The organism is Hyalangium sp. (assembly GCF_045802625.1).
In the GTDB taxonomy this organism is placed as follows: Bacteria; Myxococcota; Myxococcia; order Myxococcales; family Myxococcaceae; genus Hyalangium.
The window spans coordinates 58,234-76,393 of sequence record NZ_JBJMQP010000039.1 but is presented as its reverse complement, the minus strand read 5'-3'; the positions used below and the strand labels follow the sequence as shown (position 1 = coordinate 76,393).

General features: G+C 69.7%; 17 protein-coding genes. 10 read left to right on the top strand and 7 right to left on the bottom strand.

The genetic code is table 11. The annotated features are described in order from the left end of the window. Window positions 1-10: 10 nt before the first annotated feature. Window positions 11-1,219 (top strand): ATP-grasp domain-containing protein, encoded by a 1,209-nt coding sequence (locus ACJ8AT_RS06480; protein ID WP_407736738.1) that lies wholly within the window; start codon window positions 11-13, stop codon window positions 1,217-1,219. A 6-nt stretch (window positions 1,220-1,225) separates the two neighbouring features. Here ACJ8AT_RS06480 and ACJ8AT_RS06475 read toward each other — a convergent pair whose 3' ends face one another. Then, window positions 1,226-1,444 carry a hypothetical protein gene (locus ACJ8AT_RS06475; RefSeq protein ID WP_407736737.1) on the bottom strand — a complete coding sequence of 73 codons (219 nt, stop codon included), beginning with the start codon at window positions 1,442-1,444 and terminating at the stop codon, window positions 1,226-1,228. Window positions 1,445-1,480: 36 nt separating this feature from the next. Between ACJ8AT_RS06475 and ACJ8AT_RS06470 the strand changes: the two genes are divergently transcribed. The 3 genes from ACJ8AT_RS06470 (at window position 1,481) to uvrA (ending at window position 8,296) form a co-directional block, all read left to right on the top strand. Beyond that, complete coding sequence (locus tag ACJ8AT_RS06470; RefSeq protein ID WP_407736736.1) at window positions 1,481-1,678, top strand: hypothetical protein; 198 nt, start codon at window positions 1,481-1,483, stop codon at window positions 1,676-1,678. A 96-nt stretch (window positions 1,679-1,774) separates the two neighbouring features. Continuing rightward, window positions 1,775-2,902 carry a hypothetical protein gene (locus ACJ8AT_RS06465; protein WP_407736735.1) on the top strand — a complete coding sequence of 376 codons (1,128 nt, stop codon included), beginning with the start codon at window positions 1,775-1,777 and terminating at the stop codon, window positions 2,900-2,902. A gap of 60 nt (window positions 2,903-2,962) precedes the next feature. Beyond that, window positions 2,963-8,296, top strand: coding sequence for an excinuclease ABC subunit UvrA (gene uvrA, locus ACJ8AT_RS06460; protein ID WP_407736734.1), 5,334 nt, complete (start codon window positions 2,963-2,965; stop codon window positions 8,294-8,296). Here the strand turns inward: uvrA and ACJ8AT_RS06455 are convergent. The 4 genes from ACJ8AT_RS06455 to ACJ8AT_RS06440 are packed head-to-tail and all read right to left on the bottom strand — an operon-like array spanning window position 8,253 to window position 11,091. Continuing rightward, window positions 8,253-9,329, bottom strand: coding sequence for an ADP-ribosylglycohydrolase family protein (locus tag ACJ8AT_RS06455; RefSeq protein ID WP_407736733.1), 1,077 nt, complete (start codon window positions 9,327-9,329; stop codon window positions 8,253-8,255). The genes uvrA and ACJ8AT_RS06455 overlap by 44 nt on opposite strands. A 51-nt stretch (window positions 9,330-9,380) precedes the next feature. Then, complete coding sequence (locus tag ACJ8AT_RS06450; protein ID WP_407736732.1) at window positions 9,381-9,908, bottom strand: hypothetical protein; 528 nt, start codon at window positions 9,906-9,908, stop codon at window positions 9,381-9,383. Beyond that, window positions 9,908-10,447: a zf-HC2 domain-containing protein gene (locus ACJ8AT_RS06445; RefSeq protein WP_407736731.1), complete on the bottom strand. Its 540-nt coding sequence runs from the start codon at window positions 10,445-10,447 to the stop codon at window positions 9,908-9,910. The genes ACJ8AT_RS06450 and ACJ8AT_RS06445 overlap by 1 nt, the downstream gene beginning before the upstream one ends. Continuing rightward, window positions 10,444-11,091, bottom strand: a complete 648-nt coding sequence (locus tag ACJ8AT_RS06440; protein ID WP_407736730.1) for an RNA polymerase sigma factor — start codon at window positions 11,089-11,091, stop codon at window positions 10,444-10,446. Before ACJ8AT_RS06440 ends, ACJ8AT_RS06445 begins: the two co-directional genes overlap by 4 nt. A gap of 177 nt (window positions 11,092-11,268) precedes the next feature. Here ACJ8AT_RS06440 and ACJ8AT_RS06435 point away from each other — a divergent pair, with 177 nt between their 5' ends. Continuing rightward, a complete protein-coding gene (locus ACJ8AT_RS06435) occupies window positions 11,269-11,853 on the top strand; it encodes a TIGR02265 family protein (protein ID WP_407736729.1) in 585 nt (194 codons plus the stop codon). On the opposite strand, the gene ACJ8AT_RS06430 is transcribed toward ACJ8AT_RS06435, so the two are convergent. Continuing rightward, the gene (locus tag ACJ8AT_RS06430) at window positions 11,850-12,332 is read right to left on the bottom strand and encodes a peroxiredoxin (protein WP_407736728.1); all 483 of its coding nucleotides are present in this window, start codon (window positions 12,330-12,332) and stop codon (window positions 11,850-11,852) included. The two genes, ACJ8AT_RS06435 and ACJ8AT_RS06430, sit on opposite strands and share 4 nt — an antisense overlap. Window positions 12,333-12,435: 103 nt before the next feature. On the opposite strand from ACJ8AT_RS06430, the gene ACJ8AT_RS06425 reads away from it, so the two are divergent. The 3 genes from ACJ8AT_RS06425 to ACJ8AT_RS06415 all read left to right on the top strand — a co-directional run bounded on the left by ACJ8AT_RS06425 (window position 12,436) and on the right by ACJ8AT_RS06415 (window position 15,494). Further along, the gene (locus ACJ8AT_RS06425; RefSeq protein ID WP_407736727.1) at window positions 12,436-13,602 is read left to right on the top strand and encodes a YcaO-like family protein; all 1,167 of its coding nucleotides are present in this window, start codon (window positions 12,436-12,438) and stop codon (window positions 13,600-13,602) included. Beyond that, a complete protein-coding gene (locus ACJ8AT_RS06420) occupies window positions 13,599-14,771 on the top strand; it encodes a TfuA-like protein (RefSeq protein WP_407736726.1) in 1,173 nt (390 codons plus the stop codon). The genes ACJ8AT_RS06425 and ACJ8AT_RS06420 overlap by 4 nt, the downstream gene beginning before the upstream one ends. Window positions 14,772-14,978: 207 nt before the next feature. Next, window positions 14,979-15,494: a hypothetical protein gene (locus ACJ8AT_RS06415; protein WP_407736725.1), complete on the top strand. Its 516-nt coding sequence runs from the start codon at window positions 14,979-14,981 to the stop codon at window positions 15,492-15,494. Between the two features lie 30 nt (window positions 15,495-15,524). Here the strand turns inward: ACJ8AT_RS06415 and omp85 are convergent, their stop codons facing one another. After that, the gene (gene omp85 / locus ACJ8AT_RS06410) at window positions 15,525-16,772 is read right to left on the bottom strand and encodes an Omp85 family outer membrane protein (RefSeq protein ID WP_407736724.1); all 1,248 of its coding nucleotides are present in this window, start codon (window positions 16,770-16,772) and stop codon (window positions 15,525-15,527) included. 350 nt (window positions 16,773-17,122) lie between these two features. Between omp85 and ACJ8AT_RS06405 the strand changes: the two genes are divergently transcribed. Continuing rightward, complete coding sequence (locus ACJ8AT_RS06405; protein ID WP_407736723.1) at window positions 17,123-17,362, top strand: hypothetical protein; 240 nt, start codon at window positions 17,123-17,125, stop codon at window positions 17,360-17,362. A gap of 33 nt (window positions 17,363-17,395) precedes the next feature. Continuing rightward, window positions 17,396-18,154: a DNA-methyltransferase gene (locus ACJ8AT_RS06400; RefSeq protein ID WP_407736722.1), complete on the top strand. Its 759-nt coding sequence runs from the start codon at window positions 17,396-17,398 to the stop codon at window positions 18,152-18,154. Window positions 18,155-18,160: the final 6 nt, after the last annotated feature.

Genomic DNA, 18,160 nt, shown 5'->3' with positions numbered 1-18,160 from the left:
GAGAGTGGAAATGAAAGAGAAGCGGGTATTGATCGTTGGTGGCGGAGATGCATTGTTTCACCTCTTGGATCGTGCGAACCGCCTGGGAGTCGCTACGGTGGTCGTCCAGAAGCGGGAGCTCGTCAAAGACGAACTCTTCCAGATGGCTGGGCACGTGCTCGTCATGGACTACGAGAAGGACCCTCTGCTGGAGCCCATCGCGCAGGCCATCCACCGTACGCAGCCTCTGGACCGCGTCATCTCGTTGACGGAGTATGGGCTGATGCCCGCGGCGCGGCTGAGCCGTGCGCTGGGGCTCCCAGCTTTGTCCCCTGAGGTCGTTGAGAGAACGCGCGACAAGCATGCCATGCGGCAAGCCCTTTCCGCGGCTGGATTTGATGTAGTGAAGGCGGCTCTCGGACGAAGCGTCGAGGATCTGGTACGATTCCGGGAAAAGGTGGGCTCCAAATTCATCATCAAGCCTCGTGATGGAGTGGGGAGTCAGCAGGTCGCCTGTGTCGAGGAGAAGACGAACCTGGCCGATACAGTGGCCATGTTCGCTGGTGACTTCCTCATGGAGGAATACCTGGAGGGCCGGGAGCTTTCGGTTGAGAGTTTTTCGTTCAACGGAAAGCACTTCGTGTTTGGTATCAACGAAGAGACAAAGTACTTCGAGAGCAGTGCAAATCCCTACGTCGAGATTGCGCATGAAATGCCCGCCCTCCTGTCGGAGTCGGAGAGGGCTGGGGTTGTGAAGTTTGCCGGAGAGTTTCTGGATTGTATCGGTATCTCCGACGGTCCAGCGCACACAGAGCTCAAGTTGACGCCCCAGGGACCACGGATAATCGAGACACACAACCGGCTGGCCGGAGATTGGCTTCCGGTCTTGGTGAGGCTGTCGTCTGGGGTCGACCTCTACGAGCTCGCCGTTGGCTGGCCTTGCGGCCTCATTGAGCCGCCCATCCAGGCTGCCGCGCCATTCGGTGGTGCGGCCATCCGGTATTTCACACCGCAGCCAGGGGTTGTCAGCAAGGTGTCCGGAGTCGAGTACGCCCGGATCGAGCCAGGAGTCGTTGCACTGCATCTACCATTGCGTCCAGGCTCGGTGGTCCGGCCGGTTCGGAAATCCTTGGATCGGTCGGGGTATGTGATCGCGACCGCCCCCACCGCCAAAGAGGCTGCCAGGATCTGTCAGCGGGTCATCGACATGGTGGGTATCGAGACCCAGCAGGTGACTTGATAGACGTCATCGAGACATCCTTATGGGGAGCGCTGCCTCATAGCTCTTCCCGAGGTGCGCCAGCATAAGAGTGGAGTTGGAGGTGAAGATCCTCTCGCCGTGCAGGGCTCCCCTGGCGGTAAGCGCGCGGGCGAGCCTTGCGCTCTCGTCTCGACGGGAGAGCAGGCCCGGCGTGGTTTTTCCCCCAAGCCATCCACCTTCGTGGGGGCCTCCGTAGTCCTTCATGGCTCCATTCGGGAGCCACTCGCACGGAGGCATCACATGAAGAAGATCGAGATGAAGCAGCAAAGCAACCAACCGGGCCGAGTGCTGGGGCGCGTGCTGGCCGAGGAGCTGGAGCAGGTCCGAGGAGGCTACCCGGCGCTGGTCTTGCCGGATGCGACCGCCGGGCGGACCCGGGATCCGCACGGTCACCCGGATCTCACGGGGGGGAGCGCGGACCAGTCTGACGGCGACTGAGAGGCCGAGAGCCCCTGTCACTCCTTGCAGACACGGGGCTGGAGAGGGCGCCCTCTCTCCGGCCCTGCGCCCCGAACCCTCCGCACGAGCGTCGCCATGAAGACCGTCTTGATCCTCTCCCAACCCACCGATATCCACGCCGCCGCCGTCGCCGAGGCCCTCGCGCGCAAGGGTGCGTCGGCGCTGCTCTGGCACACCTCCGACTTCCCCACGCGCGCCACCGAGACGGTGCGCTTCGAGGCAGGCCGCCGCTCGGTGCGGCTTCGCGGCCCAGAGCTGAAACTCTCCGAGCATCTCGCCGAGCACACCCTTGGCACCATCTGGAACCGGAGGCCCGCGGTCGTCATCGATCCGCAGCGCGTCCACCCCGCGGACTACGACTGCGTGGACCTGGGGTGCAGGACGTTCCGGCGCTCGCTGCTCGACACGCTCGCTCCCGAGGCCTTCTGGGTGAACCCGCACCACGCTGTCGAGCGGACCAGCAAGCTGCGGCAGCATCAGTTCGCGCTGGAGGTGGGGTTGGAGGTCCCGGACACCGTCTACACGAATGATCCGGGAGAGATCCGCGCCTTCATTCGGGAGCACGGAGGGCAGATCGCCTTCAAGCCCTTCAAGATGACGGCGTGGAGGGACGACGCGAAGTACTACATGACCTATACGAGCCAGCTGACCGAGGCTCAGCTCATCGAGGATGAGCTGCTCTCCATGGTGCCCGGCATCTACCAGGCGCTGGTGCCCAAGGCCTACGAGCTGCGCGTCACGATGATGGGGCGGCGGGCGTTCGCGGCGAAGCTGCTCTCGCAGCAGACCGAGGGCGGGCGGCTCGACTGGCGCAGAGCCCAGGATGAGCTGCGCATGGAGCCGTTCGAGCTCCCGGTGGAAGTGGCCGAGCAGTGCTACGCGCTGATGCGCAGGCTGGACATCGTCTTCGGCTGCTTCGACTTCATTGTCCGGCCGGATGGCCGTTACGTCTTCCTGGAGGTCAACCAGGCGGGCCAGTTCCTCTTCGTGGAGAACGAGGCGGAGCTGCCGCTGCTGGACGCCTTCGCGGAGTTCGTGCGCCAGGGAAGCGTGGACTTCGACTGGCGCCCGGATCGGGTCTCTGTTCGCTACTCGGAGGTGAAGGAGGCGGCCTCGCGCCGGCTCCAGCGGGATCTGGAGCTTCACGTGCAGCAGCCCGAGGCCACCTGGTACGAGGGTCCGGGCGAGCCCCCGTCTCCCTGAGGATCCAACCTGATAGATAAGCTTGGCGAGTGCCAATCTGGCCGTTAGATCGCGGCTTCCATGCATAAGACGCACCTCGTCGGAGCCCGGACCCATAACCTCCAATCCCTCTCCGTGGATCTCACGGAGGGCGAGTTCGTCTGCATCACGGGTGTATCAGGTGCAGGCAAGTCGAGCCTGGCGCTCGACACCCTGTATGCCGAGGGCCAGCGCCGCTTCGTCGAGAGCTTCAGCCCGTACGCTCGCCAGTTCCTCGAGCGGCTGGAGCGGCCGCCCATGGATATGCTCGAGCCGGTAGCGGCTGGTGTGGCGGTGGATCGCCGCGCTCCTGTGAAGAGCTCTCGCTCCACCGTGGCGACGCTGGCGGATGTGGAGGCCTACCTCTCGGCGCTCTTCACCCGCGAGGCCATGCCCGTGTGCCCCGCGTGTGGTGTGGAGGCGGTGCGCACCGATGCGCGCGTGGCCGCCGCGGCCACCATCGCCGCGCACCCGGACGCGCAGGCCGTCTTCACCTTCCCGGTGCGGATCGCCGGCACGGCCGAGTTCCTCGATGTGCGGACCCGGCTGCTCAAGGACGGCTACCATCGGCTCGTGGTGCAGGGCGAGGTGCGGGAGCTGGAGTCCCTGCGTCCGAGCGAGGCCACGGACTCGGTGGGCATCGCCCAGGTGGTGGTGGATCGAGTGAAGCTGGCGGAGTCGCAGCTCTCGCGCGTCACCCAGGCCATGGAGGACGCGTGGGCGCGCAGCGAGGGCGAGGCCATGGCGTTCCTCCCCGGTGGAGTCACCCGGCGCATCCGCCGGGGCCTCGTGTGCCCGAAGTGCGCTCGGGAGTTCGAGCCCGCTCGGCCGGGCCTGTTCAGTTACCAGTCGCCCACGGGCGCGTGCGCCACGTGCCGCGGCTTCGGGCGCACCATCGGGATCGACTGGGAGAAGGTCATCCCCAATCCCTCGTTGAGTCTCGCGCAGGGAGCGATCCGGCCGTGGTCGGGGAAGACCTCGGACTGGGAGCGGAACATGCTCCACCGGTACGCCAAGGCCATGGGCATCCCGCTGGACAAGCCGTGGAGCTCGCTCACTCCGGCGCAGCGGGAGATGGTGCTGGAGGGAGAGGGTGACTACCACGGCGGGCGGTCGTACCCGGGCGTGCGCGCGTGGTTCCGGTGGATGGAGAGCCGCACGTACAAGATGCACGTGCGCGTGCTGCTCTCGCGCTACCGGGCCTATACGCTCTGCGAGAGCTGCAAGGGCGCGAGGCTGAACGAGCAGGCCCTGGCGTACCGCGTGGGTGGGTTGGATCTGGCGGCGTGGCACCGGCTGGAGCTGTCCGACGCGTGCGAGCGCCTGGAGTCCCTGCGCACCACCACGGGCCAAGGAGAGCTGGCGCGCAAGGAGCTGGCCAACCGGCTGCGCTACCTGGTGCGGGTGGGGCTCGGCTATCTCACGCTCGATCGGCCCGCGCGGACGCTCTCGGGAGGCGAGGCGCAGCGCGTGTCACTCACCGCGGCGCTCGGCACTTCGCTGACGGGCTCTCTGTTCGTGCTGGACGAGCCGACGGTGGGCCTGCACCCGAGCGACGTGCGCCCGCTCACCGAGGCCATGGCGGAGCTGGCCGATCGCGGCAACATCGCGCTCGTCATCGAGCAGGACGAGCACGTCATCCGCGCCGCGCACCGCGTGCTGGAGCTGGGGCCGGGGGCGGGCAAGCACGGCGGGAAGCTGTGCTTCGACGGCTCGCCCGAGGCGCTGGCGAAGCGGACGGATCTGCCCACGGGCCAGCTCCTGGCTGGCACTCAGGAGACGCCGCACACGCCTCGCAAGCGCACGGGCGAGCTGGTGGTGCGCAGCGCTCGAACCAACAATCTGCAGGAGCTCACCGTGCGTGTGCCGCTCGGGGTGCTGTGCGCGATCACGGGGCCTAGTGGCTCCGGCAAGAGCACGCTGATGGACGAGGTGCTGTACCGGCACCTGGCGCGTGGGTTGGGCGAGAAGGATGTGGAGGCGCCCGGCGAGGTGGAGTCTCTGGAGGGCGCGGAGGCGGTGAAGTCCATCACCTTCGTGGATCAATCGCCGCTGGGGCGCACCTCGCGAGGCAACGCCGCCACGTACACCAAGGCGTGGGACCGGATGCGCGAGCGCTTCGCCTCCGAGCCGGAGGCGGAGGTGCGGGGGCTCACGGCCGCGCACTTCTCCTTCAACGTGGACAAGGGCCGCTGCGAGGCCTGCGCGGGCGAAGGCTACGAGACGGTGGAGATGCAATTCCTGGCGGACGTGGCCCTGCGCTGCGCCACGTGCCGGGGCCGGCGCTTCAAGGAGGAGGTGCTCGCCATCCAGCACTCGGGCTTCAGCGTGGCGCATGTGCTGGAGCTCACCGTGGACGAGGTGCTCAAGCACTTCGGGGACGATGCCGTGCTCCGGCGCACCCTGGGGCCTGTGGCGCAGCTGGGCCTGGGCTACCTGTCGCTAGGCCAGCCCCTGTCCACGCTGTCCGGTGGCGAGGCACAGCGGTTGAAGCTGGCGCGGGCCCTGGCGGGCGAAACACAGGGCACGCTCTTCCTGATCGACGAGCCGAGCGCCGGTCTCCACGAGACCGATGTGCGCCACGTGCTCTCCGCGCTGCACGCGCTGGTGGAGCGGGGCGCCAGCGTCCTTGTCGTGGACCACGATCTGTCGGTGATGCGCGGCTCGGACTGGATCATCGATCTCGGCCCGGGCGGGGGCCGTCACGGTGGGCGCCTGGTGGCCGAGGGCACTCCCGAAGCGCTGGCAAAAGGCCCGGGGCTCACCGCGGCGGCGCTGCGCGGAGAGGGCACCGCGGTCCGGCGTCCGGCGAAGTCGCGCGGGGCGGGCGCGGGGGCTCCGGCCATCGAGGTGGAGCACGCGCGTGAGCACAACCTGCAGGAGATCTCCTGCAAGATCCCCCTGGGAAAGATGACGGTGGTGACGGGGCCGAGCGGCTCGGGCAAGAGCTCGCTGGCGTTCGATGTCGTCTTCGCCGAGGGGCAGCGCCGCTTCCTGGAGACGCTCACGCCATACGCGCGGCAGTTCCTGCCCACCATGCCCCGGCCGGACGTGGAGCGTATCAGCAGCATCCCGCCCACCGTGGCGCTGGAACAGCGGACCTCGCGTGCGGGAGCCACGAGCACCGTGGCCACCGTCACCGAGGTGGCCCACTACCTGCGCCTGCTCTTCGCCAAGCTGGGCCAGCCGCACTGCCCGAACGATGACTCGCCCATCGCCTCCACCACGGCGGACGCGCTGTACGCGCAGCTCTCGGGGATGAAGGGGGAGGGCACGGTGCTGGCTCCCGCGGTGCGCGCTCGCAAGGGCACCTACCTGGATCTCTTCGCCGCCGCGGCCCGCGCGGGCATCCCCGCCGCGATCGTGGACGGGCAGATGGCCAACACGGACAACCCGCCGCGACTGACGAAGACTCGCGAGCACGACATCGATCTCGTGATGCACGAGGGGAAGCTGTCGGCGCTGCCACGGGCGGTCTTCGACCGGGCGCTCGGCTGGGGCCAGGGCGCGCTGAAGGTGCGCGGCGGCAAGGGCGAGACGCTGATGTCCACCGAGCGGACCTGCCCTCGCTGCGGGACAGCCGTGCCGGAGCTGGATCCGCGCTGGTTCTCCTTCAACACGAAGCAGGGCCGCTGCGAGGCGTGTGAGGGCACCGGCGTGGAAGGTGGCGCCGAGGCCATCGCCGAGGGCCACACCGAGCCGTGCGGCACGTGTCAGGGCTCACGGCTGGCGCCGGTGCCGCGTGGGGTACGGCTGGAGGGCGCGCGCTACCACGAGGTGGTGCAGAGCTCCGTCACGGCCATGCTCGCGCGCGTGCAGGGCTGGAAGTTCCGAGGGGACCGGGCGCTCATTGGCGAGCCCTCGCGACAGGAGCTCGTCCGCCGTTTGGAGTTCCTGGAGCGCGTGGGCCTGGGCTACCTCTCGCTGGATCGCGCCGCCGCCACGCTCTCGGGAGGAGAGATGCAGCGGCTGCGCCTGTCCGCGCAGCTCGGCGCGGGGCTGACGGGGGCGCTGTATGTGCTGGACGAGCCCACCATCGGCCTGCACCCGCGAGACACCCACCGGCTGCTCTCCAACCTGCGGGCGCTCGTGGACACGGGCTCTTCCGTGCTCGTGGTGGAGCACGACACGGACACCATCCGGGCGGCGGACCATCTGATCGATCTGGGGCCCACGGGCGGGCGCGGCGGTGGCCGCATCATCGCCGAGGGCGCGCCGGAGGAGGTGCTCCAGCGGGAGGACTCGCCGACCGCTCGGGCGCTGCGGACCTCTCAGGTTCGGCCTCCCTCTACGCGTGGGAAGCCCGAGCAGTGGATCGAGCTGAAGGGCGCTCGGGCCAACAACCTCCAGCGAGTGGATCTGCGGCTGCCGGTGGGCCGGCTCACGGTCGTCTCGGGAGTATCGGGTTCGGGCAAGAGCACGCTCATCCGCCAGGTGCTGTACCCGGCTCTGCGAGAGGAACTGGGGCTCGTGGCGCCGAGGCCGGGTCCGTTCGACTCGCTCCACGGGGCGGACTCTGTGTCCCGCGTGCTCGCCGTGGATCAGTCGCCCATTGGCCGCACGCCGCGCTCGGTGCCGGCGACATTCCTCGGCATCTGGGACGAGCTGCGCCGCGCGTTCGCCGCCACCCCGGAGGCGAAGATCCGAGGGTTCGGCCCGGCGCGGTTCTCCTTCAACACCGCCGCCGGAGGCCGCTGCACGGCCTGCGAGGGACAGGGCGCCATCTCCCACGAGATGGCCTTCCTCCCGGACGTGGTGACGCCGTGCGAGGCCTGCGGCGGGGCGCGCTTCGACGTGTCCACGTTGGAGGTGCGCTACCACGGGCTCACCATCGGCGAGGTGCTGCGGCTGTCCGCCGATGAGGCGAAGGAGGTGTTCCGCGCGCTCCCCAAGGTGTCGGCTCCGCTGGAGTGCCTCTCGGATCTCGGCGTGGGCTATCTGCAGCTCGGCCAGGGCTCCAACACGCTGTCGGGAGGCGAGGCGCAGCGGCTGAAGCTGGCGGCGGAGCTGACGGCCAGCACTCGCCACGAGCCCACGCTCTACGTGCTGGACGAGCCCACCACGGGCCTGCACCTGGGCGACGTGGAGCGGTTGATCACGTTCCTGGGACGGCTGGTGGATCGCGGGGACACGCTCGTCGTCATCGAGCACCACCCCTCGGTGATCGCCGCGGCGGACCATGTGGTGGAGCTGGGACCCGAGGGCGGCGAGGCGGGAGGCCGGATTGTCGCCGAGGGCACGCCTCGCGAGGTGTGCAAGCAGAAGACGGCGACGGGCCGCGTGCTCAAGGCGCTGTTCTCCTCGGGAGAGGAGCGCAAGGCCCAGGGCTCCCTCAAGGAGGAAGCAGCCGCCGGAACCCGTGCCCGAGCACGATGAGCAGGAAGGCCAGGTTGCGCGGCAGCAGCCCTGGCCAGAAGAGTGGGAGCGGCCCTGAACGTTCAGGCGCTCCCGCCGAGGGGAACTGCCGCGCAAGCCGCTCCGCCAGCCGCTCCATCCACCCCACGGTGCGGGGCCACTCCACCACCCCCGCGAGCCACTCGGGAGGAATGCCCTTCACCCCCACGGTGGCACCCACCAGCGCGCCGACGATGGCGCCCGTGGTGTCCGTGTCTCCGCCGAGCCGGATGATCTCTTCCACCGCGCGCCGGAAGTCTCCCGGGTGGCGCAGCCACACGTAGAGCGCCGCGGGCACGGTGTGGAGCACGAAGCCGGACACGCCCCGAGAGCGGCCGAACTTCCCCGCCATCCTCCGGGCCGGCTCGTCCCCCACCAGGTACTCGCGCACGGTGCGCACGGCGGCTTGGAGCTCGGGCGCCGACACGCGGGTCTCCAGCTCCTTCAGGAAGGACTCCGGCTCCACGCCTTCAACCCCTCGCCGGGTCCCGTACGCCGCCGCCAGCGCCACCAAGAGCGCGCCTTCCTCCGCGAGCACATCCCGGTGGGTCATCCGGCTCGAGGCTCGGATGAAGGCCTCCAATCGCTCAGGCTGGTACGCCAGACATACCCCCAGCAGCGGTGCGCGCATCGCGGCGCCATTGCCCGAGGAGGCGATGCCACTGCGCTCGGGAGAGAACCCCAACCACAGGCGCAGGGTGGACAGCAGGGTGGCTCGGCCCAGTCCCGCCGGCAGGCTCAGCAGCCACGCCCGGAGCCGCCAGCCCAGGTTGCGCGCGAAGGCGGAGGCCTCATCCGGCTGCGCCAGGAGCGCTTGGCCCACCATGCACGCGTGCTCGGTGTCATCGCTGCCCAGCCCTCGCCCGAGGAAGAGCTGGTGATGCAGCGGCCCATGCCCGAAGCGGAGCGCCGCCTGGCCGCGAGACAGTCCCTCTCGCGGCAGCCCGAGCGCGTCTCCCACGAGCGTTCCGAGCAGGGCCCCCGCGATGGCCTCCTGTCGAGTCCTGGCCTCCATGCCCTCAGGGTGTCACACCTCGAGGGCCGGGGGCAGGGCGGCGTGGAGCGCTCAGTCGCGGTCGTCCAGGTCCCGGAGCTTGCGCATCTTCTCGCGCATCCTCTCGCGGACCTGGTCACGGATCTGATGCTTGAAGTTCGAGAACCGGTTCTCGAAGCGGGCCATGAAGAGCGCCAGCTTCGCGCGCTTCTGGGGCGGCAGATCCTTGGAGATCGCCTGGAACATCTCGCGGTCCAGCGCCGCGAGCTGGGCCCGGGCGTCAAAGGCGCGCTGCGCGGCCTGATCCACCTGGGACAGCGCGGTGTTGTCGCCATTGGCCGCGCGCTCGAGCACGTCGGCCGACTCGCGGACTTGCTCTCGCAGCGGGCGGCGGCGCTCGTCGAACTTGCGCAAGGTCTCGTCCAGCTTCAGCGCCTGCGTGGAGTCCAGCTCCAGCTCCTCCGCGAGCCCCAGCACGCGCGCCATGCGCATCTGGCGCTCCGCGTCCTGCTCCGCCTCCGCCTTGGCATCCGGGGGCGCCGCGAGCGCGGCAAGGGGCAGCAGGGCCAGCGTCAATACGGCCACTCGAATGGGCTTCATCACAGCGAGTCTCCTGGGTTCAGGTTCAGCAACAGCTCACTCGTCGGCGTCACCGCCTCGTCCGCAGCGTCCCCGTCCGCGTCCTCTTCGGCGCTGGCGGGCTCGATCGCCTCGCTGAGCGGATCCGCGGAGGCCCACTGCTCGAAGTCGGCCTGCGTCTCGGAGACGCTCGCGGGAGCAGCAGGGCGTGCCACGGGGCTCGGCGTCCCCGGCCGAGGCAGCGACGGGGCCACCAACACCAGCACGGCGGCCGCCGCGGCCAGCAGCGCGCCCACGGTCCGAGCCCGGAACGCCTTGCGCACCTGCTCCCGCCGCCACGCGCCCAGGGCCCGCTCGGGCAGGGCCTCCATCTGCTCGCGCAGGGCGGACGAAGGCGGCGGCAGAGCCACCTCGGAGAGGACTCGGGCGGTGGACTCGGCCTCGCTCCGGCAGGCCTCACACGTGGCCAGGTGCGCGCGCAGCCGGGCCTCCTCGTCCGGCTCCAGCGCCCCCGCGGCGTGGAGCGTCAACAGCTCCTCCTGCTCCTGGCACGCTTTCATTCGCGCTTCTCCTGTGGCGCGCCGGCCACCTCCGCCTTCAGGCGCTTCACGGCGTGGTGGAACTGCACCTTGGCGTTGTTCTCGGTGATGCCGAGCGTCTCGGCGATGTCTCGAAAGGGCAGATCCCCATCCACCCGGAGGGTGAGGACCTCGCGCTGGCGGCGGGGCAGGGCGAGCACCGCGGCCTGGAGACGCCGCTCCCGCTCCTGGCGCTCCAGCGCCTCCTGGGGGGACTCGCGCGGATCGGTGGCCGAGTCCTCCACCTCGGTGAGCAGGGCCGGGCGCCAGCGCTGGCCCTGGCGCGCATGGTTCTTCGCCAGGTTGAGGGCGATCCGGATCAGCCAGGCTTTGAAGGGCGTGGGGCTCGTCAGCTTCCAGCGGGAGAAGACGCGGCCCGAGGCCTCCAGCGCGCGCAGGAAGGCCTGCTGCACCAGGTCGGCCGCGTCCTCGGGGCGGGCGGCGAAGCGGCGCACCAGGGAGAAGACGAGGCCACGGTAGCGCTCCACCAGCGTGCCAAAGGCCGCCTCGTCACCGTCCAGGAAGGCGCGGCACAGCACCTCGTCCGAGGGCGCCGGAGCGCTGCTCGCGAGTGCCAGCCGAGGGAGCGCTGGGCCTCCCGTTGTCCGCCATGCCTTCACACTCACTTGAACACCGGTGGGACGCAAAGGTTACAGCCAGTGCGGGCAGGCTTGAAGGTCGCGGATTTCCAGGGGAGGTGAGGGGCCATGCGGTGGTGCGCGGTGGCGATGCGTCGCATTCGGTTGCCGCACCGCGTCCGTCACTGTCACAATGCAGGGCAGGCCCCGCTGGGGCTTCACCCCATGTCGACGGCAGAGACCCCTCCCCATTCCCGCATCAAAGGCACGGTGCTCATTTCCCGGCTGAACATGGTGCGCCAGCAGGGTGGGCAGGCGAGGGTGGAGGAGGTGCTGCGCCGGCTGCCGCCCGCGGATCAGGCGCTGCTGCGGAAGATGATCCTCCCCATCAACTGGTATCCGTTGGAGCTCAACCTGCGGCTGGACGCGGCCATCGCGGACGTGCTGTCGCCGGAGGATCGCACGCGGGCCTTCATGGAGATGGGGCGCGCCTCGGCGGACGAGAACCTCAAGGGGGCGCAGCACGTCTTCGTCCGGCCGGGAGATCCACACTTCCTGCTGAGCCAGGCGCCGCAGATCTACCGCTTCTATTACGCCGTCGGCTCGCGCACCTACGAGAAGACGGGCCAGAGGTCGGCCGTGCTGCGCACCTTCGGCGCGGAGAACGCCACCGAGACGGACTGCCTCACCATCATCGGCTGGCACCAGCGCGCCATCGAGCTGTCCGGGGGCAAGTCCGTCCGGCTCACCCACCCGAAGTGCACGGCCCGCGGCGCCCAGTGTTGCGAGTATCACTGCCAGTGGGACTAGCGGGGTGAGTCCTCGGAGGCGCTGGAGGGGAGCGGGTGGGCCTCGAGGTAGCTCAGCACATCATCCAGGTGGCGATAGACGCGGACCTCGTGGCGGATGATGGACTCCACCGTGCCGGCGGGATCGATGATGAAGGTGACGCGCCGGTCCACCTTGAGCACGGGCCAGAGCACCTCATAGGAGTGGCTGATCTGGCGCTCCTCGTCGCCGAGGAGGGAGAAGTGGATGTCCTCTTGCTCGGCGAAGGCGCACTGGGTGCGCACCGAGTCCACGGACACGCCCACCAGCTCCGCGCCCAGGGCTTGGATGCGGGCGTGGTTGTCTCGAAACGCCCGGGTCTCGAGGGTACAGCCGATGGTGAAGGCCTTGGGGAAGAAGAACAGCACCACGCGCCGTCCCCGCAGGGAGGACAGGGCGAGGGTGCGCCCCTGGCAATCGATGGCGCTGAAGTCCGGCGCTGGATCTCCGACCTGGATCATCCCGGGTTCCCCCTAACGTGCCCACCCCTACCACGCCCGCGGAGTTCGTGACGAACACGATGGGTGGATTCCCGGGACGGTTTTCGAGTTAAGGTTGGCCGCCGTGCTTCCTACCAAACACGTCCTTGTCTCACAGGTATTTCAGTCCCAGCTGGCCGAGGCCCTGGGCGTCACCCGGGTGGCGCGGGTGACGGGGTTGGATCGCGCCGGGGTGGAGGTGGCGTGCGCCGTGCGGCCCGGCGGGCATGTGCTCCAGGTGTGCAACGGCAAGGGGCTGTCCTTCGAGGGGGCCGCGCTGGGGGCGCTCTTCGAGACGGCGGAGCTGTGGGCGGCGGAGAACGTGCTGCCGGGCCGGCTGGTGTGGGGCGCCCGCTCGGAGCTGGATGTACGCAGCGCGAGCGCCTGGAGCGCCGAGGCGCTGGGCTCGGCGGGGAGGATGGTGGATCCGCGGCTGTGGGGGGACTCGGTGCGGTGCGCGTGGAGGCAGGCCACGGAGCTGCACTCGGGGCGCTCGGTGTGGGTTCCGGCGCAGGGCGTGCACTGCCCTCCGTCGGGCGCGGCGGCGCTGGGGCCGGTGAGCGTGGCGTGGACGAGCAATGGCTCCGGCGCGCACCCGGACGCCCGGCGCGCGCTGCTGCACGCGCTGCTGGAGGCGACGGAGCGGGATCAACTGGCCCGGGTGCTGCCCGGCGGGTGGACGGAGGAGGCGGTGCGGCGGCGGATGCTGGGGCCGGTGGTGCTCGAGCGGGGCGCGCCTCGCACGGCGGAGCTGGCGCGCTCGCTGCGGGAGCGGGGCTTTGGCGTGTACCTCTTCGATGTGACGCCCACCCTGCGGGCGCCGGGAGCGGTGGGGCTGCCAGTGGCCGCGGCGGTGCTGGTGGATCAGGAGGAGGGGCCGGTGCCGCTGACGGCGGGGTATGCCTGTGCGCTCGGGAGGGACGACGCGCTGCTGCGGGCGCTGCTGGAGGCGGCCCAGTCTCGCCTCACGGACATCCACGGCGCGCGGGAGGACGTGTCCCCAGCGGACCGGGATGCGGCGCGAGGCTTCGCCCGAGTCTGTGCCTCGGTGCGCTCCAAGCGCCGCACCGAGGACATGCCGGACTTCTCCACGGAGGCCTCCTCTCCGGCACGAGGGGTGAAGCGCGTGCTGCACCAGCTGCGGCGCGCGGGCTTCACGCAGGTGGCCGAAGTCACGCTGGACGCGCCCATGCCCGGGCTGCACGTGAGGCGGGTGGTGGTGCCGGGCATGCGCATCTCGGAGCTCCTATGAAACGCCGTCCTGAGGATCTCGTCGTCTTCCTGGGTCCCTCGCTGCCCGCGGACGAGGCGCGCAAGCTGGCGCGCTGCCATGTCCTGCCTCCCGCGCGCCAGGGGGATGTGTGGCGAGCGCTCTCGCTGCGGCCCCGGGTGATCGCCCTGGTGGATGGAGTCTTCGAGGCGCAGCCCTCCGTGTGGCACCACGAGCTGCTGGCCGCGCTGGAGGCGGGCGTGGCGCTCTTCGGCGGGGCGAGCATGGGCGCGCTGCGCGCGGCGGAGCTGTCCGCTCACGGCATGGTGGGTGTGGGGCAGATCTTCGAGGGGTTCCGGGATGGGGTGTTGGTGGATGACTCGGAGGTGGCGCTGCTGCATGCGGACGCGGAGCACGGCTATCGGCCGCTCACCGTGCCGCTGGTGAATGTCCGGCACGTGGCCGCGCAGGCGCGTGCGGCGCGAGTGCTCAACCAGCGGCAGGCTCGGGAATTGGTGACGGCGGCCGAGGAGCTCTTCTACCAGGACCGCACCTGGCGCCGGATCCTCGACGCCGTGCGGCCCCTCTGGCCCGCCGCCACGCGAGGAGGCTGGGAGGGCTGGTTCTCGCGAGGAGTGGGGGATCTCAAGCGCCAGGATGCCATCGCCTGCATCCGGTCGGCGGCGGCGTTCTTGTCCTTGGTCGTGCCGGTGTATCCTCCGAGAGGTGCGCTCCGGCCACCGCCCTCGTCGCTCGTGAGGCGCCGGAGGCTGGCGGATGATGTGTCCATGGTGGACGGCAGGGCCATCTCCTCCGCACAGGTGCTGGCGACGCTGCAGCGAGCGCCGGACAGCGTGGAGCTGGCCGAGGCGGGCCTGCGGCGAGCGTTGTTGGCCGGGTGGGCTCGCTCGTTGGGGCTCGTGCCCACCGATGAAGAGCAGAAGGCGGCGGAAGCGGAGTGGTGGCGGAACCACCGGGTGCGCCCTTCGGCGCGGCAGGCGTTCCTGGGCGCGTGTGGGCTGGACAAGCCGGGGTTGCGCAGGTTGTGCGAAGAGCGGGCGTTGGAGCGGCTGGTGCTCGCCCACGCGCAGCGCTTGCTGTCGGATGGTCCTTCCTGGGAGGAGGCGCTCGCCTCCGAGGCACGCCTCCGAGGCCGCTGGGCCGAAGTGGCGCGAGGTGCGCGCCGGGCGAAGCGTTCTCGCGCCCGGTGAGAAAATGTACCGCAAGCCGTCCAGTGCTGGACGCGAGGCGGCTCGTTGGAGGGAGAGGCTGAGCGCTGCACGGCAGCTCTCCGCGAACAGCATCCGGTGATGAACGAAGGGCCGCGGCTGAATGGGAGCCAGCGGTAGGCGAGCGAGGCTCGGCGCCCCATCTTGCCAGGCACGTCGGAGGGGGGGACCCGCCGACGAAGCATCGCCATGCGTCTGAAGAACCTTTCGGCCTTCCTGCTCCTGGTGCTCGGGGGATGTTCTGGAGCGGAGTTCACCGAGCCACCCATGCCACCGCCCTCGCGCGACGAGAGGCTGGAGGACGACACGGGCGTGCGGGAGCCGGTTGCCACGGAGGCCGCACGAGGCGACAGGCCACCGGTCGCGCGGCTGCGCTCACCTGAGGAGGGCGCACGCTACCGGCCCGGGAGCGCCCTCACCTTCGAGGGGCGTGGAGAGGATCCGGAGGATGGAGCCCTACCGGCGAGCGCCTTCACCTGGTGGGTGGACATCCATCGAGGCGACCGGGTGTCTTCGTTCGTGCCGCCCCTCAGCGGGATGGCGCGAGGGACGTTCACGGTGCCTGCGATGCAGGAGACGGACGGCCCTCAGTGGTACCGGATCCACCTGGAGGTGAGGGACTCGCACGGGAACACGCACGCGGTGTACCGGGACGTGTATGCCGAGGACGTGAAGTCCGACGAACTCTCGCCCCGCGTCCGCTGATTCGGGTTCAGCGCCGCGCATGCGAAGCGCTCAGAAGATGTGGCCGATGTCCAGGTAGAAGCCGGTGGTGGGCTCGGTGATGCCGACGCCGTAGTCCAGCCGGATGACGAACTCGCGATTCCACGAGATGCGCAGCCCGCCGCCCGCGGACGTCTTCAGGCCGCCGCCCTCGTTGAAGTGCAGGTTGCTCCAGACGCGCCCCGAGTCCACGAACCCCGCCAGGGTGAAGTCGAACTGCTGCCCCAACGGCTCCGCCGAGAGCGCCGTCCACCGCAGCTCCGCGTTGAGCAGCAGCTTCACGGGCCCCTGGTAGCGGCGCAGCAGGATGCCACGCGCGGAGTACACACCTCCGAAGCCATCCTTGTTCTCGAGCCCGCCGTACACCGGGAACAGGGAGATGGGCACGTCGCCACCCATCACATCGAACAGGCCCCGCCACCCCATGACCAGGCGCCGGTACCCGGGGATGACGGGGTGGAAGAACCGCGCATGGAGCGTGGCGCCCCAGTAGTTGAACTGGCTGCCGATGGCGCCAGCACCCCCGCGCACCGACAGCTCGTGGAACATGCCCAGGGTGGGGGAGGACTCGATGTCCCGGGTGTCGTACTGGATGCCGAACATCAGCTCGGAGGTGCGCTCCGAGAACGTGTCGGAGAGGCCGCTGGCGTGGGAGTCGATCAGCCCCGTCGAGCCATCCTCGATGAGCTTCGAGTCGCCGGTCTGGCCCAGATCGTCCGAGGAGTAGCGCGTCCGGATCCGGTCCATGCGCAGGCGGTAGCCCAGGAAGAGCATCCAGGTGTTGGTGAGCTGTCGCCGCGCGTTGATGCGGATGCGCGGCAGGCTCTGGTGGTCATAGGTGTAGTAGCGCAGGCCTCGGAAGTCGGCGTTGTCCGGGCAGACATCTGGATTGGACTCCAGGGCGTCCCGGTTCGTGCAGTCGGAGAACTCGGGGACGTAGGACGCGGTGTTTCCCAGGCCGTAGTAGGGGGCGTACCGGGTCCGGGTGTACGCCACCTCGAAGCCCATTCGCCACTGCGAGTCGAGGAAGTGGGGCGCGTCGAGCTGGATGAAGTGAGAGGCCACCTGCCGCGTGGTCTGGAAGACCTGCAGCAGGATCGAGTAGCGGAAGGGCTCGTAGGTGCCGTCCGCGCGGTCCACGAGCATCAGGATCGCGCCGTAGCCAAACCCCTCGTCGGTGTTGAAGTTCACCGCGGGCACGCCCTGGATGTCCCAGCCCGTGCGGTGAGCCGGCTCGTCAGGAGCCCGCGCGGGGGGCACGAGCGGGGCCCCCGGTGGGGAGGCGGCAGGCGTGTCAGAGGCACTCTCGGCCCGGACGGCGGCGGGGAGCAGGAGGAGACTCGTCAGCAGGGAGAGGACGACGCGGCTCTGGGGAGGGCAAGACAGGGGGCGGAGGGGATTCCGGCTCATGGGCACTCGTGCGCGCGGGACAGAGCGAGACGGTATGCCGGGGGAGCGCATGGCGTCCATTGGGGGGCAGGAGCGCCGGCTGGCCATCGCCGATTTCGGCTTGTATCCTGATCCCCAAGCCGTTACGGGCTTGAGACAGCAACAGGGGGAGGCGTGTCACCGCGCCTCAAAACCGGGTGACAGTCCCGGTCAGGTGAATCATGAGCCGGATTTGCCAGGACGATGTGGGGCGGTGTGACTTCATCGACGTGCTCGAGGAAGCGGTAGTCCGTCGGCGCCCCGTGGCCGTGCAATTGCGGGTCGGGGAGACCTTCATCGACCAGATGATGGATGTGGTCACCGAGGCCGGGACCGACTTCGCGGTCTTCCGTTCGCATGATCGGGTCCCCGTCCGGGAGATTGCCGCCGTCTCCCGCTCGGAGCCTCGCGCGATGCCTTGAGCCTTGCGCCCCGGGGTGTAGGGTGCGAGCCGGATGAGCATGGATCTTCCACCCGAGGCCCTGCGCTGCCACCGCGCCGACGCGCGAGAGGCGGATGGCTACCGGGCTGCGCTCGGGGAAGCCCGTGCCGGCCTGCTGCTGACGGATCCGCCGTACTGCCTGCTCACGCGGCGGCGAAAGGGCGGGGACGAGCGGGATCCGCGGGCCCACAAGAAGATCGATCGCAACCCGATTGTCCGCTTCGAGACCGTGAGGGACTACCGCGCCTTCACGGAGGCGTGGCTGACGCGAGCGGTGTCCTGGCTCACGCCGGAGGCGCCGCTGGTGATCTGGACGAACCTGCTGGGCAAGGAGCCCATCACCACGGTGGCGAAGGGGCTGGGCTATTCGCACCTGCGGGGCGAGTACACCTGGGGCAAGCGGACGACGGACAAGAACGCGAACGAGCAGCTGCTGCGCGTGTACGAGGTGGCGCTGGTGTTCGCGCGGACGCCCGAGCCGCCCAGGGGGCTGGGAGACCTTCCCACCGTCTGGGCGGTGGTCGGCGGCTACGATGATGACGCCGAGGCGGAGCGGTGGGGCAGCCACCCGCACCACAAGCCGTTCTCGGTGTTGGAGCCGCTGGTGAGGACGTACAGCCGGCCTGGAGACACCGTCTTGGATCCCTTTGCCGGGAGCGGCTCGACGCCGGCGGCGGCGCTGCGGCTGGGGCGGAGGCCGGCGTGCATGGAGCTCGAGCCCGAGTGGGCCGAGCGAGTCACTCGTCGCCTCCGTGAGACCGCGCAAGAGTGACCCTGG

Coding starts and splice junctions, on each gene's coding strand:
- ACJ8AT_RS06480 (WP_407736738.1), top strand. CDS start 11: ATGAAAGAGAAGCGGGTATTGATCGTTGGTGGCGGAGATGCATTGTTT.
- ACJ8AT_RS06475 (WP_407736737.1), bottom strand. CDS start 1,444: ATGAAGGACTACGGAGGCCCCCACGAAGGTGGATGGCTTGGGGGAAAA.
- ACJ8AT_RS06470 (WP_407736736.1), top strand. CDS start 1,481: ATGAAGAAGATCGAGATGAAGCAGCAAAGCAACCAACCGGGCCGAGTG.
- ACJ8AT_RS06465 (WP_407736735.1), top strand. CDS start 1,775: ATGAAGACCGTCTTGATCCTCTCCCAACCCACCGATATCCACGCCGCC.
- uvrA (WP_407736734.1), top strand. CDS start 2,963: ATGCATAAGACGCACCTCGTCGGAGCCCGGACCCATAACCTCCAATCC.
- ACJ8AT_RS06455 (WP_407736733.1), bottom strand. CDS start 9,329: ATGGAGGCCAGGACTCGACAGGAGGCCATCGCGGGGGCCCTGCTCGGA.
- ACJ8AT_RS06450 (WP_407736732.1), bottom strand. CDS start 9,908: ATGAAGCCCATTCGAGTGGCCGTATTGACGCTGGCCCTGCTGCCCCTT.
- ACJ8AT_RS06445 (WP_407736731.1), bottom strand. CDS start 10,447: ATGAAAGCGTGCCAGGAGCAGGAGGAGCTGTTGACGCTCCACGCCGCG.
- ACJ8AT_RS06435 (WP_407736729.1), top strand. CDS start 11,269: ATGTCGACGGCAGAGACCCCTCCCCATTCCCGCATCAAAGGCACGGTG.
- ACJ8AT_RS06430 (WP_407736728.1), bottom strand. CDS start 12,332: ATGATCCAGGTCGGAGATCCAGCGCCGGACTTCAGCGCCATCGATTGC.
- ACJ8AT_RS06420 (WP_407736726.1), top strand. CDS start 13,599: ATGAAACGCCGTCCTGAGGATCTCGTCGTCTTCCTGGGTCCCTCGCTG.
- ACJ8AT_RS06415 (WP_407736725.1), top strand. CDS start 14,979: ATGCGTCTGAAGAACCTTTCGGCCTTCCTGCTCCTGGTGCTCGGGGGA.
- ACJ8AT_RS06405 (WP_407736723.1), top strand. CDS start 17,123: ATGAGCCGGATTTGCCAGGACGATGTGGGGCGGTGTGACTTCATCGAC.
- ACJ8AT_RS06400 (WP_407736722.1), top strand. CDS start 17,396: ATGAGCATGGATCTTCCACCCGAGGCCCTGCGCTGCCACCGCGCCGAC.